15 protein-coding genes are annotated in these 13,867 nt (G+C 70.9%); 5 read left to right on the top strand and 10 right to left on the bottom strand.

Annotation, left to right across the window (positions count from 1 at the left end; all coding sequences use genetic code 11):
• From FV230_RS15180 to FV230_RS15190, 3 genes are all read left to right on the top strand, one after another.
• Nucleotides 1-276, top strand: a 276-nt coding sequence (locus tag FV230_RS15180) for a dienelactone hydrolase family protein (protein ID WP_187275511.1), incomplete at its 5' end; no start/stop codon positions are given.
• Nucleotides 277-365: 89 nt separating this feature from the next.
• The gene (locus tag FV230_RS15185) at nucleotides 366-2,444 is read left to right on the top strand and encodes a M3 family metallopeptidase (RefSeq protein WP_147842989.1); all 2,079 of its coding nucleotides are present in this window, start codon (nucleotides 366-368) and stop codon (nucleotides 2,442-2,444) included.
• A 108-nt stretch (nucleotides 2,445-2,552) separates the two neighbouring features.
• Nucleotides 2,553-3,365: a hypothetical protein gene (locus tag FV230_RS15190; RefSeq protein WP_147842990.1), complete on the top strand. Its 813-nt coding sequence runs from the start codon at nucleotides 2,553-2,555 to the stop codon at nucleotides 3,363-3,365.
• Nucleotides 3,366-3,384: 19 nt separating this feature from the next.
• On the opposite strand, the gene FV230_RS15195 is transcribed toward FV230_RS15190, so the two are convergent.
• From FV230_RS15195 to recQ, 8 genes are all read right to left on the bottom strand, one after another.
• On the bottom strand, nucleotides 3,385-3,603 hold the full coding sequence (locus FV230_RS15195) for a hypothetical protein (RefSeq protein ID WP_147842991.1): 219 nt from the start codon (nucleotides 3,601-3,603) through the stop codon (nucleotides 3,385-3,387).
• Between the two features lie 286 nt (nucleotides 3,604-3,889).
• Nucleotides 3,890-4,789 carry an NAD(P)/FAD-dependent oxidoreductase gene (locus FV230_RS15200; RefSeq protein ID WP_147842992.1) on the bottom strand — a complete coding sequence of 300 codons (900 nt, stop codon included), beginning with the start codon at nucleotides 4,787-4,789 and terminating at the stop codon, nucleotides 3,890-3,892.
• Nucleotides 4,790-4,926: 137 nt separating this feature from the next.
• Nucleotides 4,927-5,265: a Grx4 family monothiol glutaredoxin gene (gene grxD, locus FV230_RS15205; protein ID WP_147727610.1), complete on the bottom strand. Its 339-nt coding sequence runs from the start codon at nucleotides 5,263-5,265 to the stop codon at nucleotides 4,927-4,929.
• A 30-nt stretch (nucleotides 5,266-5,295) separates the two neighbouring features.
• Entirely contained in the window at nucleotides 5,296-5,796 is a 501-nt protein-coding gene (locus FV230_RS15210) for a DUF29 family protein (RefSeq protein ID WP_147842993.1), read from the bottom strand.
• 23 nt (nucleotides 5,797-5,819) lie between these two features.
• The gene (locus FV230_RS15215; protein ID WP_147727612.1) at nucleotides 5,820-6,056 is read right to left on the bottom strand and encodes a BolA family transcriptional regulator; all 237 of its coding nucleotides are present in this window, start codon (nucleotides 6,054-6,056) and stop codon (nucleotides 5,820-5,822) included.
• A gap of 25 nt (nucleotides 6,057-6,081) precedes the next feature.
• Nucleotides 6,082-8,301, bottom strand: a complete 2,220-nt coding sequence (gene purL / locus FV230_RS15220) for a phosphoribosylformylglycinamidine synthase subunit PurL (protein WP_147842994.1) — start codon at nucleotides 8,299-8,301, stop codon at nucleotides 6,082-6,084.
• 154 nt (nucleotides 8,302-8,455) lie between these two features.
• Nucleotides 8,456-9,649, bottom strand: coding sequence for a hydrolase (locus tag FV230_RS15225; RefSeq protein ID WP_147842995.1), 1,194 nt, complete (start codon nucleotides 9,647-9,649; stop codon nucleotides 8,456-8,458).
• Between the two features lie 638 nt (nucleotides 9,650-10,287).
• The gene (gene recQ, locus FV230_RS15230) at nucleotides 10,288-12,138 is read right to left on the bottom strand and encodes a DNA helicase RecQ (protein WP_147842996.1); all 1,851 of its coding nucleotides are present in this window, start codon (nucleotides 12,136-12,138) and stop codon (nucleotides 10,288-10,290) included.
• 78 nt (nucleotides 12,139-12,216) lie between these two features.
• Between recQ and FV230_RS15235 the strand changes: the two genes are divergently transcribed.
• Together FV230_RS15235 and FV230_RS15240 are read left to right on the top strand one after the other, a co-directional pair.
• Nucleotides 12,217-12,453: a type II toxin-antitoxin system VapB family antitoxin gene (locus tag FV230_RS15235; RefSeq protein ID WP_147729277.1), complete on the top strand. Its 237-nt coding sequence runs from the start codon at nucleotides 12,217-12,219 to the stop codon at nucleotides 12,451-12,453.
• The gene (locus FV230_RS15240; RefSeq protein WP_147729276.1) at nucleotides 12,453-12,857 is read left to right on the top strand and encodes a type II toxin-antitoxin system VapC family toxin; all 405 of its coding nucleotides are present in this window, start codon (nucleotides 12,453-12,455) and stop codon (nucleotides 12,855-12,857) included. The genes FV230_RS15235 and FV230_RS15240 overlap by 1 nt, the downstream gene beginning before the upstream one ends.
• 3 nt (nucleotides 12,858-12,860) lie before the next feature.
• Here FV230_RS15240 and FV230_RS15245 read toward each other — a convergent pair whose 3' ends face one another.
• Complete coding sequence (locus FV230_RS15245) at nucleotides 12,861-13,472, bottom strand: LysE family translocator (RefSeq protein ID WP_147842997.1); 612 nt, start codon at nucleotides 13,470-13,472, stop codon at nucleotides 12,861-12,863.
• A gap of 20 nt (nucleotides 13,473-13,492) precedes the next feature.
• Nucleotides 13,493-13,867, bottom strand: a 375-nt coding sequence (locus FV230_RS15250) for an AAA family ATPase (protein WP_246694860.1), incomplete at its 5' end; no start/stop codon positions are given.

Genomic DNA, 13,867 nt, shown 5'->3' on the forward strand with positions numbered 1-13,867 from the left:
CTGGTGCTGCGCTCGGCCTTCCTGCCGCCGGAACTCGGCAGCGGCCCGAGCGCCGGCCCGCTCGCACTGCCGCCGGTGCTGGCGCTACACGGCGCCCGCGACGCCCTGGTCGGTCGGCGTCACCCCGAGGACCTGCACCGGCGGATGGCCGAGGCGGGCGGAAGCTGCCGCGTCCACCTCTACGAAGACCAGGGCCACGCCTTCGATCCGCGAACCGACGCCGACGCGGTGGCACGCGGTATCGCCTTCCTGAAGCGTGGGTTCGGGCCTATCTGAAGCGGGAGCGCGTCGAATCGCCGGCCGTCGACGGCCCAGGCCGGAACGCCGCCGGCCAGGGCACGGCGCGCGACATCGGGACCTTTCAGATGACGACAGCGCAAAACCCCGGGCTCGCCGACCTTCCGGCCGACAACCCCTTCTCCGAGACGGCCTGGGGCACGCCGGCCGAGCTTCCGCCGTTCGAGCGCATCCGCCCCGAGCACTACCTGCCGGCCTTCGAGGCGGCTTTGTCGTCCCACAAGGCCGAGATCGCGGCGATCGCCGGCGAGACCGCGGCGCCCACCTTCGCCAACACCGTCGCGGCGATGGAGCGGGCGGGCCTGGCCCTCGATCGAGTCGCCGGCGTGTTCTACAACCTCACCGGCAGCCACACGAACCCCGAGCTTCAGGCGATCGAGCGGACGATCGGCCCGAAGCTGTCGCGCCACGGCAGCGCGATCTACCTCAACCCCGACCTGTGGGCGCGCATCTCGGCGGTCGACGCCGACGCCGAAGGCCTGGGCGGCGAGGAGCGCCGGGTTCTGTCCCGCTACCGCACCCGCTTCCGCCGCTCCGGCGCCGACCTCGGGCCCGAGGACAAGCTGCGCGTCGCCGAGATCGCGGCGCGGATGTCGGAACTCGGAACCCAGTTCAGCCAGAACCTGCTCGCCGACGAGAGCAGCTTCCTGCTGCCCCTCGACGCGGCGGAGGACCGCGCCGGCCTGCCCGACTTCCTGATCGCCTCGGCGGCCGACGCCGCCAAGGAGCGCGGGGGCGCGCACAGCCACGCCATCACCCTGTCGCGCTCGCTGATCGAGCCGTTCCTGGTGTGCTCGACCCGGCGCGACCTGCGCGAGCGCGCCTACGAGGCCTGGATCCGCCGCGGCGAGGGCGGCGGGGCCACCGACAACCGCGGCATCATCCGCGAGATCGTCAGCTTGCGCGCCGAGCGGGCCAGGCTCCTCGGCTTCGACAGCTTCGCCCACTTCAAGCTCGACGACACCATGGCCGCGACCCCGGACGCGGCGATGGGCCTGCTGCGCGAGGTCTGGACCCCGGCCCGCAGGCAGGCCGGGGCCGAGCGCGACCGGCTCCAGGCGATCGTCCAGGCCGAGGGCGGCAACTTCGCCCTCCAGGCCCATGACTGGCGCCACTACGCCGAGAAGCTGCGGCGCGCCGAGCACGATCTCGACGAGAGCGAGATCAAGGCCTACCTGCCGCTCGATTCGGTGATCGCCGCTTCGTTCGACACGGCCTCCCGCCTGTTCGGCCTGCGCTTCACCGAGCTCAAGGACGTTCCGCGCTACCACCCGGACGTGCGCGCCTGGCGCGTCGCGAACGCCGACGGCTCCGAGGTCGGCACCTTCCTCGGCGATTACTTCGCACGGCCGTCGAAGCGCAGCGGCGCCTGGATGAGCGCTTTCCGCTCGCAGGAACGGCTCACCGGCGACGTGAAGCCGATCATCGTCAACGTGATGAACTTCGCGAAGGCGCCCGCCGGGGAGGCGGCCCTGCTGTCCTTCGACGACGCCCGGACCCTCTTCCACGAGTTCGGCCACGCCCTGCACGGCCTCCTCTCCGACGTGACCTACCCGCTGCTCGCCGGCACCGCCGTGTCGGGCGACTTCGTCGAGCTGCCGTCGCAGCTCTATGAGCACTGGCTGGAGCAGCCGGAGGTGCTGCGGACCCATGCCCGCCACCACCGCACCGGCGAGCCGATGCCGGAGGCGCTGCTGACGAAGCTGCTCGCCGCCCGCACCTTCAACCAGGGCTTCGCCACCGTCGAGTACACCGCGTCGGCGATCGTCGACATGACGCTGCACCTCTCGGCCGAGGGCGAGAACGGGCTCGACGTGGGGGCCTTCGAAGCCGACGCGCTCGAGCGCATCGCGATGCCGGCCGAGATCAACATGCGCCACCGCACGCCGCACTTCGCCCACATCTTCTCGGGCGACGGCTATGCGGCCGGCTACTACAGCTATCTCTGGTCCGAAGTGCTGGATGCGGACGCCTTCGACGCCTTCCGCGAGGCCGGCGACATCTTCGATCCGGCGACCGCCGCGCGCCTGCGCACCTACGTCTACGGTGCCGGGAACCTGCGCGACCCGCGCGAGGCCTACACCGCCTTCCGCGGGCGCCTGCCGAGCACCGAGCCGCTGCTGCGCAAGCGCGGGCTGGCGGCCTGACGGGGAAGGCCCGCGCCGCCTCGGCACGCGCGGCGCGGTAACCCTTCAGTAAACAAACGTCCTTAACCAAAGCTTTCGACAGAGATGCCGGACGCGGAGGCGAGGGCCATGACGACGATCATCGATTCGGCCGTGGAGAAATCGGCCGCCTCGCCGGAGGCCCTGCTGAAGGCCGCGGTCTCCGGCGCGAAGCCCGCCGAGAGCAAGGCGGCGGCGCCCGTGCCGACGGCTGCCAAGGCCGTCCGTCGCTTCGATGCGGTGACGATGGGGCTGGCGGGCGTCGCACTCGCGGTCGGCACGGTGCTCGGCGCCGGCACCGCGATCCTGGCGACGCCCCGGCCTCAGGGGACGGCGGTCGTCCTGGCCGAGATCAACGCGGCGCTCGAGGCCAACCGCTCGGAGGCGTCGCGCCTCGCCATCGCTTCCGATCGCCTCGACAAGTCGGTCGCGGCCCTCAAGGACGCTGCGGACGCCGCGCGCAGCGAGGCGAAGGCTCGCAGCGCCGCGCTGACCGAGAAGGTCGGCAAGACCGAATCCGCCCTGGTGGCGAAGATCGCCGCCCTCGGCGAGCGGATCGAGCAGGCGGAGAAGGAGCAGGGCGCCCGCCTCGCGGCGGCGGCGGCCCAAGCCGAGAAGCGCACCGTCGCGTCCGCCGCGCCGCCGGCTCCGGTCGCGAAGCCCGAGCCGGTCCAGACCGGGAGCATCCCGGACGCCAAGCCGAAGCCGGCGGTGATCGAGTCCTGGGCCGTCCGCGACGTGTACGACGGCACCGCCATGCTGGAGGATCGCCGCCGCCGCCTGGTGGAGGTCGCGATCGGCGACGCCATTCCGGGAGTCGGGCGGGTCGAAGCCGTCGAGCGGCGCGGGCGGGAATGGGTCGTGGTGACGCGTCAGGGCCTCGTCACGCCGCAGCCCTGGTAGGACGCGGCGCGCAACGCCGTCAGGTCGAGGCGATCGGCGTCTGGGTCAGCACGCCGGCGCCGACTGGGTAGCGCGGCTCGATCGTCATCGGGTCCGCCATGGCGGCGGCGCGCTCGGCGCGCTGGCGGCCATGGGTGAGGGCGCGAGTCTGGGCGATGCGCGTCGGGTGCAGGATCGCCGCGAGCAAGGCTTGGCCTTCGAACTGGGTCCCGAGGTTTTTGGCGTCGAAGACGGGCATGACCGGCCTTGCAGAGACAGCGGAGCGTCGGCACCGGCGGCCGAGGAAACCTCGGCCGTACGTGAGTAACGGGGACAACCTGAACAAGTTCCGAAAGTTTCGAGAACGGAACTATTTTTTCATCATTGCATTGCAGCGCCCCGGCCATGGTGTGAAATCGCACGCCGACTTCGCCTGTCGGCAGATCTCCAGACTACGCATCCGGCGCGACGTGGCTTCGCAAGTCGTCGGCAGCCCCGCGAAATGCACCCTGCGGATGCACGGCTAATTGCGTCTCTCGGAAACGTCAGCGGGTGTCCTCGCGCAGGAGCTCGGTGTTGACCGCGAAGGCCGCCATGGCGCCCTCGGCGGCGGCGACGATCGCGAACTGCACCCGGCGCGAGGCGTCGCCGGCCACGTAGAGCCCCGGTACGTCGGTCTTCTCGTAATCGCGCGTCGGCACCACGCCGGCCTCGTTCAGGGCGCAGCCGAGCTGCCGGATGAGCTGCGACGGCAGGCATCCCATCGGCATCAGGAACACCGCGCGGCAGGGCAGGGCGCTGCCGTCCGCGAAGGCGAGATGCGTCGGCCCCGCCTCGTCGCCGTCCAGGCGGGCGATCGGCGCCTCGACCAGCCGCACGCCGTTTCGGGCGAGGCGCGCCCGATCGTCCTCGGAGAGGTCGGTCGGATGGCCGTCGGTGCAGAGCGTGACGTTGCCGCTCCAGGCCGTCAGCTCCAGGGCGAACCCCTTCGCGACGGGGCCGTGGGCGTAGGCCGCGATCGGCCGGTCGCGTGCCTCGTAGCCGTCGCAATACGGGCAGGAATGGACGCCGGTGCCCCAGTAGCGCGCGAAGCCCTGGATCGCGGGCAGGTCCTGGTGCAGGCCGGTGGCGAGGATCAGTCGGCGGGCGGTCTCCCGGGTGCCGTCCGCGAGCGTGATCGCGAAACCGCCGTCGATCGCTCGCGCTTCCACGACCTCGGCCTCGCGCAGCGCGACGGTGTCGTAGCGCTCGAGGTCGGCGCGGGCGAGGGCGCGAAGCTCGGCCGGCGGCGTGCCGTCCCGGGTGTAGACGCCCCAGGTCAGGCGAGCCGCGGCGTTGCGCGGGGTGCCGTGGTCGAGGAGCAGGACGGTGCGCCGGCAGCGCCCGAGAATGAGCGCCGCGTTGAGCCCCGCCGGCCCGCCGCCCACGATGATCACGTCGTGCATGATGACGCCGCGCCCGAGGCGCGCCTCCGGTTGCCCCTCTCGGGCTCAAGCCGGATCCGTGCCGAACGTTTCTCGGATGCGGCCACGAAAAAGGGCGCCGCGGCGCCCTTCGTCGTCGTCCGTCCGCGAAGGCCGGCTTAGGCGGCGGCGGACTTCACCGGGACGCCCTTCTCGGCGAGGAAGGTCTGCAGCTCGCCCGACTGGAACATCTCGCGGGTGATGTCGCAGCCGCCGACGAACTCGCCCTTCACGTAGATCTGCGGGATGGTCGGCCAGTTGGAATAGGCCTTGATGCCGTCGCGGATGCCGGCGTCGGCCAGCACGTTCACGCCCTTGAACGGCACTTCGAGGTAGTTGAGGATCTGAACGACCTGCCCCGAGAAGCCGCATTGCGGCATGGTGGGCGTGCCCTTCATGAACACGACCACGTCCTGGGACTTGATCTCGTTCTCGATCGTTGCGTTGACGTCGCTCATGGGTTCCGATCCTCGTTCGTTTCAGCAGATCTAGTGATGGTCGGCAGGCATTTCCAATGCCGAGGCCAACCGCTCCAGCGCCCAATCCATATCGAAGCTCTTCGCCACGATCTCGTCCGGATCGAAAGGCATCGTCGCCGGCGACCCAGGGACGGGGCTGTCGCCGTACATCTCGAGCGACACGGCGGCGTTCGCCTTCGCGGTGGTCCAGAGGTCTTCCCAGTCGATCCTCTGTCGCATGGAGCGCTTGTAGTTCCGGCGTGCCGTCGCCTGGTAGGCGACCACCTCGACCCGCCAGGATCGGGTCGATTGCGCGGACGGAGCCGAAAGGTACTTCGGGACAAGGACGAGGAGGATGGCACTCTCGACGCCCTGCGTCTGAGACCGTCGCAAGCCCTCGACCTCCTCGGCGATGTTCTCCCAAGCGCGCGCATTCGAGAGGTCGGGCCGAGCCGCCAGGGCGCGCAGGCTCGCCGCCTGCTGCTCGGACCAGGTCACGATGTCGTCGTCGCAGAGGCTCGGCTGGTCCATCGGCACCACCGTGGAACGGAGGCCTAATCCTGCGGGACGCCCGTCGTCAGCGCAAGGGCGTGGAGCACGCCCCCCATCCGCCCCTGGAGCGCGCCGTAGACCATCTGGTGTTGGGCGACGCGGGTCTTGCCCTTGAACGCCGCCGACAGCACCGTGGCGGCGTAGTGGTCGCCGTCGCCGGCGAGATCCTTGATCTCCACCTTGGCGTCGGGCAGGGCCTCGACGATCATCCGCTCGATCTCGCGCGCGTCCATCGGCATCGGTCGGTTCCTCGGGTCGGGGGTGTCAGGCGGCCGCCGGAAGGCTCGCCATGTAGGCCGGCAGCCAGCCTTCGTGGGCGTCGCGGAGCTCGGCGACCGATATGGTCTGCCCGCCCGGCAGGGTCAAACCGTCGCCCTCGACCACGCCGACCACCGACGCGTCGATGCCCTGCGCCGAGGCGGCGTAGAGGATGTCGGTCGCGGCCTCGGCCGGCACGGCGACGAGGTAGCGCGCCTGGTCCTCGCCGAAGAGGTAGGCGTGCGGCGGCATGCCCTCCGGCGCCTCGGGCAGCGTCGCGCCGAAGCTGCCCGCCATCGCCATCTCGGCCAACGCCACCGCGAGGCCGCCGTCGGAGAGGTCGTGCACGGTGTCGACCTGGCCCGAGGCGATGAGCCCGCGGACGAAGTCGCCGTTGCGGCGCTCGAGCGACAGGTCGACGGGCGGCGGCGCCCCCTCCTCGCGGCCCTCGATCACCGACAGGTAGATCGACTGCCCGAGCCACCCCTCGGCGGCGCCCACCAGCACCAGCACGTCGCCCTCGCGCTTCAGGGCGATGGTGGCGTGGCGCGCGACGTCGTCGAGCACGCCGACGCCGCCGATGGTCGGCGTGGGCAGGATGCCGACGCCGTTGGTCTCGTTGTAGAGCGAGACGTTGCCGGACACGACGGGGAAGTCGAGCGCCTTGCAGGCCTCGCCGATGCCCTGGAGGCAGCCGACGAGCTGGCCCATCACCTCGGGCTTCTCGGGGTTGCCGAAGTTCAGGTTGTCGGTGATCGCCAGCGGCCGCCCGCCGACGGCGGTGATGTTGCGCCACGCCTCGGCCACCGCCTGCCGGCCGCCCTCGACCGGGTCGGCCTCGCAATAGCGCGGCGTCACGTCGGCGGTGAGCGCCAGCCCGCGGGGACCGTCCTCGACGCGGACGATCGCGGCGTCGCCGCCGGGCTTCTGCACGGTGTTGCCGCCGATGAAGTGGTCGTACTGCTCGTAGACCCAGCGCTTCGAGCACAGCTCGGGCGAGCCGACGAGCCGCTTCAGCGCCTCGGTCAGGGAGGCCGGCGCCGCGACGTCCGCGGCCTGGATCTCGGGCAGGTGCGTGTTGGCGATGTGCGGCCGGTCGTAGAGCGGCGCCTCGTCGCCGAGCTCCTTGATCGGCAGGTCGGCGACGACGTCGCCGTGCCACTTCACCACGAAGCGCAGGGTGTCGGTGGTCTTGCCGATCACCGCGAAGTCGAGGCCCCACTTCACGAAGATCGCCTCGGCCTCGGCCTCCATGCCGGGCTTCAGAACCATGAGCATGCGCTCCTGGCTCTCCGACAGCATCATCTCGTAAGGGGTCATGCCGGCCTCGCGGGCGGGCACCTTCTCGATGTCGAGCTCGACGCCCAGATCCCCCTTGGCGCCCATCTCGACGGCCGAGCAGGTCAGGCCGGCAGCCCCCATGTCCTGGATCGCGATGACCGCGCCCGAGCGCATCAGCTCGAGGCAGGCCTCGAGCAGGAGCTTCTCGGCGAAGGGGTCGCCGACCTGCACGGTCGGGCGCTTCGACTCGGTCTCGGCGTCGAACTCGGCCGACGCCATGGTGGCGCCGTGGATGCCGTCGCGCCCGGTCTTCGAGCCGAGGTAGACGATCGGGTTCCCGACGCCCGAGGCCGCCGCGTAGAAGATCGCGTCGGCCTTGGCGAGGCCGACCGCCATGGCGTTGACCAGGATGTTGCCGTCGTAGCGCGGGTGGAAGCCGACCGCGCCGCCGACCGTCGGCACCCCGAAGGAGTTGCCGTAGCCGCCGATGCCGGCGACCACGCCCGAGACGAGGTGGCGGGTGCGGGGGTGGTCGGGCGAGCCGAAGCGCAGGGCGTTCAGGGCCGCGATCGGGCGCGCCCCCATGGTGAAGACGTCGCGCAGGATGCCGCCGACGCCGGTCGCCGCGCCCTGGTAGGGCTCGATGAAGCTCGGGTGGTTGTGGCTCTCCATCTTGAAGACGCAGGCGAGGCCGTCGCCGATGTCGATGACGCCGGCGTTCTCGCCCGGCCCCTGGATCACCCACGGCCCCGTCGTCGGCAATCCGCGCAGGTGCTTGCGCGACGACTTGTACGAGCAGTGCTCGTTCCACATCGCCGAGACGATGCCGAGCTCGGTCAGCGTCGGATCGCGCCCGATCAACCCGCGGAACCGTTGGTACTCGTCCGGCGTCAGGCCGTGCTGGCGGACGAGCTCGGGCGTGATCGGGACATCGTTGCGGAACATGCGGCGGTCTCGACGAAAATCCGGTCCCGATCGGAGATGGCGCCGTCGGCAAGGTCGGCGCCGGCTCGGGAGTCGCCACGGCTCTAGAGGGTAAGCGCCCGCCCTGGCAACATTCGATCACACATCCGCCCGGCCCGTCCCGGGGTCGGAGCGCTCAGGCGCGGACCGGCACGGCCGTCGCGCCGCCTTCGGACGGGCTCGCCGGCCGCGCCCCGCACCGGCGGTCGATCGCCGCGTGCACCGGCTCCGGCCCGGAGACCAGGGCGATGTAGTCGAACCCGTCCGTGTCCAGGCTCGACATCAAGAGCTGGAAGTGCATCTGGAACAGGTTGAATCGTCGGCCTCGGATGAGACGATGCTCGATCAGGTCCTCCAGCCGGACGTAGCGCGTGGCCGGGCGCCCGCGGTCGGGCGAAGGAACGTCGGAGGCGGTCAGCGGATCGCGCAGGTGGATCGACAGCCAGTCCCACGGCGCGCGCACGTCGAGCCAGCGGATCTGGTCGGCGGCGGCGAAGCGCGCGAGCGCCGCCCGGAACTTCACCGCGGGGCGGTCGAGGGCGATCCAGGGGATCACGCTGCCCAGCGTCACGAACGAGACCGGCGTGCCGCGGGTGCCGAAGGCGGGATCGGCCGAGAGGATCCGGTCGAGCACCTCGACCCCGAGGAAGCTCGACGAGGAATGGCCGATCACCACGACCTCGTCGGCGGTGCCCTCGGCGGCGGCGATGCGCGCGGCCATGGCGTCGAGGCGCTCGGGCATCCGGGCTTCGCGGCCGGCGGCGTGGTCGTGGGTGAAGGCGGTGTCGTCGACGAGGTGGGCGCAGTAGAACGGCTTGCCGCGGGTGATCGCCATGATCCCGGCCAGGATCGCGTAGGCCGCGACCGGTACCGCGAGCCACGACCACGGCCGCCAGTCGGCCGGCAGCGCCAGCGGCAGCAGCGCGGCGAGCCCGAGGCTCAACGCCACGAACACCAGGAACAGGTACTGGACGCCGAAGATCACCATGGCGAAGCTGCGCCCCTCGCGGCGCAGGCGCCGCTCGTAGCCCGAGCGCCTGAGCCGCCACAGCAGGGCCGGCACCGTGAGGAGGCGCCGCCAGTTGGGGCGCGGGAAGCGGGCACGCACGATGTCGTCCCAGCGCAGCAGGCCGTAGCGCGTGCGGGTGCCCCCCGATTCGACGGTCCAGTCGAGGCTGAGGCGGTCGGCGCTGCGCGACGGGTCGCTCACCGCGATGTCGAGCCCGCGGCGCGCGGCCGTCAGCCGGCTCTCGCGACGGAAGAGGCCCCAGTAGGTCTCGGGCTGGCGCGGATCGAAGCCGGGTAGGTAGAAGACCTGGCGCCTGACCACCTCTTGCGGATCGGCGGTGGGCGTGTCGCTGAATCGGGTGATGACGGAGCGTTCCGGCGCTGTTGCTGTCGAAGGATGCCGGCTCCCTACACGACGGCACGCCCCGGAGACGAGCGAAAAGACGCCGGCGTTATGACCCGCTGAGAAACTCGGGGGGCACCGCAAAGGGTGGCTTTCGGCCTGTCCGCTTCCGGGCGACGGATCGATCGAGGCGGACATCGCCATCCGCCCGCTCACGGTTGAGAGCGGAGAAGGCCGAGCCGCAGCGCGCGGGCGGCAGATTGTCCGCCGCCCCGCCTGCCTTGGCGTTCATCCCAGACTGTACAAAAGTCGAATGGCACCCAAGCGGTCATACGTATCCGATGGGGGTTGGCCGGACCGAGGAAGTTGACCGGGCTTGGGTCGGTCCGCGAAAGCCGCTGCTTCACCCGCAAACACCCGGCAGTGGGCCACGGCGATGCCGTAGGACGCCTTCTCGCGGTCAAGGTTCGCTTCCCGCGCTGAATTGCGTTTGCTCGACCACCACGGATGGCTGCGTCGGAGGAGCGCCCACGGCTCTCCGCACGTCTGGCGTGGGTCGCGAGAAGCTTGTCGAGCGAGCCTACAAGCTGAGACGTCGCCGATGCCGGCTCCGCCCGTCACGCCGCCGGGGGATGCGCCAGGAACTCGGCGATCGCGGCGACGAACCTTTCGCCGTAGGCCTCGCGCTTGCGCTCGCCGACGCCGTGGACGGTGCGCAGCGCGTAGAGATCCACCGGCTTGCCCTTGGCCATCTCGATCAGCGTCCGATCGGGAAACACCATGAAGGCGGCGATGTTGTCGGCGCGCGCGATGGTGGCGCGCAGGCCGCGCAGGTGCTGGAACAGGGCCTCGTCGGCCGGGCTCAGGTCGTCCGAGCCGGCGTCGCGCACGGCGCCCGCGCGGCGGCGCTCGCGCGGCTCGGCCGATTTCGGCTCCGGGTCGGGGCGGAGCTGCACCGGCTCGCGGCCGAACAGGATCGCCTCGCCCTTGTCGGTCATGGTGAGGCCGCCGTAGCCGTCGGTGTTCTCGGCCACCGCGCCGGCGGCGAAGAGCTGGCGCAGGATCGCGCGCCAGGCGGCGACCGGCTTGTCGGCGCCGACGCCAAAGGTCTTGAGCTGCTCGTGGCCGTTGCGGCGGATCGGCTCGCTCACCTTGCCGTGGACGACGTCGCAGACATAGGCCGCGCCGTAGCGCTGCCCGGTGCGCACGATCGCCGAGAGGATCTTCTGGGCCGGGACCGTGCCGTCGACGAGCGTGACGCCGCCGCGGCAGAGGTCGCACCGGCCGCAATGGCCGCTGGCCTCGTCGAAGTAGGCGAGCAGCGATTGCCGGCGGCAGGCCGCGCCTTCGCACAGCGCGATCATCGCCTCGAGCTTGCGCCGCTCGACGCGGCGGCGCTCGTCCGGCACCTCCTTCTCGTCGATCTGGCGGCGGCGCAGGGCCATGTCGTCGAGGCCGTAGAGAGTCAGCGTGTCGGCGGGCAGCCCGTCGCGGCCGGCGCGGCCGATCTCCTGGTAGTAGCCCTCGACGTTGCCCGGCATGTCGGCGTGGCAGACGAAGCGCACGTCGGGCTTGTTGATGCCCATGCCGAAGGCCACCGTCGCGGTCATCACGACGCCGTCCTCCTGCAGGAAGGTGTCCTGGTTGCGCATGCGCGTGCCCTGGTCGAGCCCGGCATGGTAGGGATACGCGTTGAAGCCGTCCTTCTTCAGGCTCTCGGCCAGCTGCTCGGTGCGCTTGCGCGACGAGCAGTAGATGATCCCGCTCTCGGAGCGGCGATGCTTCAGGAAGCGCTCGATCTGCCGGGTCGGGTTGTCCTTGGCGGCGAAGGTCAGGCCGATGTTCGGCCGGTCGAAGGAGTGGACGAAGGTCTTGAGGTCGCGCCCTTGGGGAAACAGGCGCTCGGCGATCTCGGCCCGCGTCGCCTTGTCGGCGGTCGCCGTCAGCGCCACGGTCTGGACGTCGCCGAGCGCCTCGCGGGCGCGGGACAGCGCACGATATTCGGGGCGGAAGTCGTGGCCCCATTGCGAGACGCAATGCGCCTCGTCGACCGCGAGCCGGCGGACGCCCGCGCCGCGCAGCGCGTCCATGCAGCCGTCCATCAGCAGGCGCTCGGGCGAGACGAAGAGCAGCCGCAGCTCGTTCGCGCGGATCATCCGCCAGGTCTCGCGCGAGATCGATTCGGCCACCGACGAGTTCAGGGTCGCTGCCGCGACGCCGAAGCCGCGCATCTGCTGCACTTGGTCGTGCATCAGCGCGATCAGCGGCGAGACCACGACGGTGAGCGAATCCTCCACTAGCGCCGGCAGCTGGTAAGTCATCGACTTGCCCGAGCCCGTCGGCATCACCGCGAACACGTCCGCGCCCGAGAGCACCGCCTCGATCACCTCGTCCTGGCCGGGTCGGAAATCGTCGTAGCCGAAGGTGGTCTTGAGGGCGCGCCGCGCATCGTCGAGTCGTGAGGTCATGCCTGTCCCAGGTGAAACCACGGCTTGCCGCCGGGGTGCGTATACACTAACAGCAGATTGTCTACACGGAGGCGCGCGATGCCGCTGAACATCCGAAGCGAGGAGGTGAACCGCCTCGCCGACAAACTGGCGGCCCTCGCCCGGGTCAGCAAGACCGAGGCGGTGAAGATCGCGCTGGCCAACGAACTGGAGCGGCGGGATCGCGCCCTACCGCTGGCCGAACGGTTGCGGCCCCTGCTCGATGAGATCGCCGCCGTACCGCGAACGGGTCTGGAGGCCGACAAGGCCTTCTACGACGGCCTGAACGACGAGTGATGTTCGTCGATGCCTCCGCCATGGTCGCGATCATGAGCGCAGAGCCGCCAGCGGCGGCGTTGATCCGGTGCCTCGACCAAGCCGAAGCACCGATCACCTCGGCGCTTGCCGTCTTCGAGACCGTCATGGCCCTCTCGCGAAAGTTGAGTCAGGACGTCGCGAACTCCGAATCGCAGATCGAACGGTTCCTCCTGGCCGCCGGCATCCGATTGGTGCCGATCGCCGCGGCGGAAAGCCACGAAGCCCTCGCCGCGCATGCACGCTACGGCAAGGGCCGCGGGCATCCGGCACAGCTCAATCTGGGCGACTGCTTCGCCTATGCCTGCGCCCAGGTCCACGACGTTCCCCTGCTCTTCGTCGGCGACGACTTTCCGCAGACCGACATTCGCTCGGCGATGGCTTGAGGGTCAGCGCGCGACGATGGCGACGGCGGCGCCGGCCATGACCGTTCCGGCCCCACGATTGATCGCGCGACGGGCGCGAGACGACGTGAAGACCCGTCGCGCGCGGGCCGCGGCGAGCACATAGGCCGCCAGCACCGCACTCAGCACGACGACGATCGTCGCCGCGATCTCCGCGATGCCCAGCGGCGTGAGATGATCGAGGTCGACGACAGTCGGCAGCAGGGCCAGGAAGAACAGGATCACCTTCGGGTTGCCCAAAGTGAGGGTCAGTCCGCCGAGAAACAGGCGAACGGCGCCGTGTCCGGCCATGGGCGCGGCTTCGACCGCGTCGGTGCGGGCGGTCCAGGCTCCCCAGGCAAGATACGCGAGACAGATCGCGCCGGCGTATTTCAGGACGACGAATCCGATCGCGAAGGTCTGCGCCACCATGGCAAGGCCCGCCACCGTCAGCGAGAACCCGACGAGATCGCCCGCGACGAACCCCGCCGCGAAGCCGATGATCCCCGGCGTCCCCCGCGCCAGCACCCGCGCCACGAGCGCGGCGATGCCCGGGCCGGGCGCGGCGACGGCGATGGCATAGACGGCGGCGAAGAAGGCGAGGCTGGACAGCGGCATCGTGGTCACGACGGTCGAGATCAGGGCCGCGCGATGCGCCCGTCGGCGATGCCGATCACATCGGCCCGCCCGCCGAGCTCGGCGAACATCGCCGCGTCGGCCCCGGTCATGAACACCTGCCCCGGCAACGCGTCGAGCGCCGCGAACAGGCCGGCGCGGCGGCGGGGGTCGAGGTGGGCGGCGACCTCGTCGAGGAGGATCAGCGGCGCGATCCCGCTCATCGCCCGCACCAGCTTGGCATGGGCGAGCACGAGGCCGATCAGCAGCGCCTTCTGCTCGCCGGTCGAGGCGGTGGCGGCCGGCACGTCCTTCGGGCCGTGGCGGACCACGAGATCGCTGGTCTGGGGGCCCGACAGCGTGCGCCCGGCGGCGCGGTCGCGCGGGCGGCCCCGGGC

The organism is Methylobacterium sp. WL6, assembly GCF_008040095.1.
Taxonomy (GTDB): domain Bacteria; phylum Pseudomonadota; class Alphaproteobacteria; order Rhizobiales; family Beijerinckiaceae; genus Methylobacterium.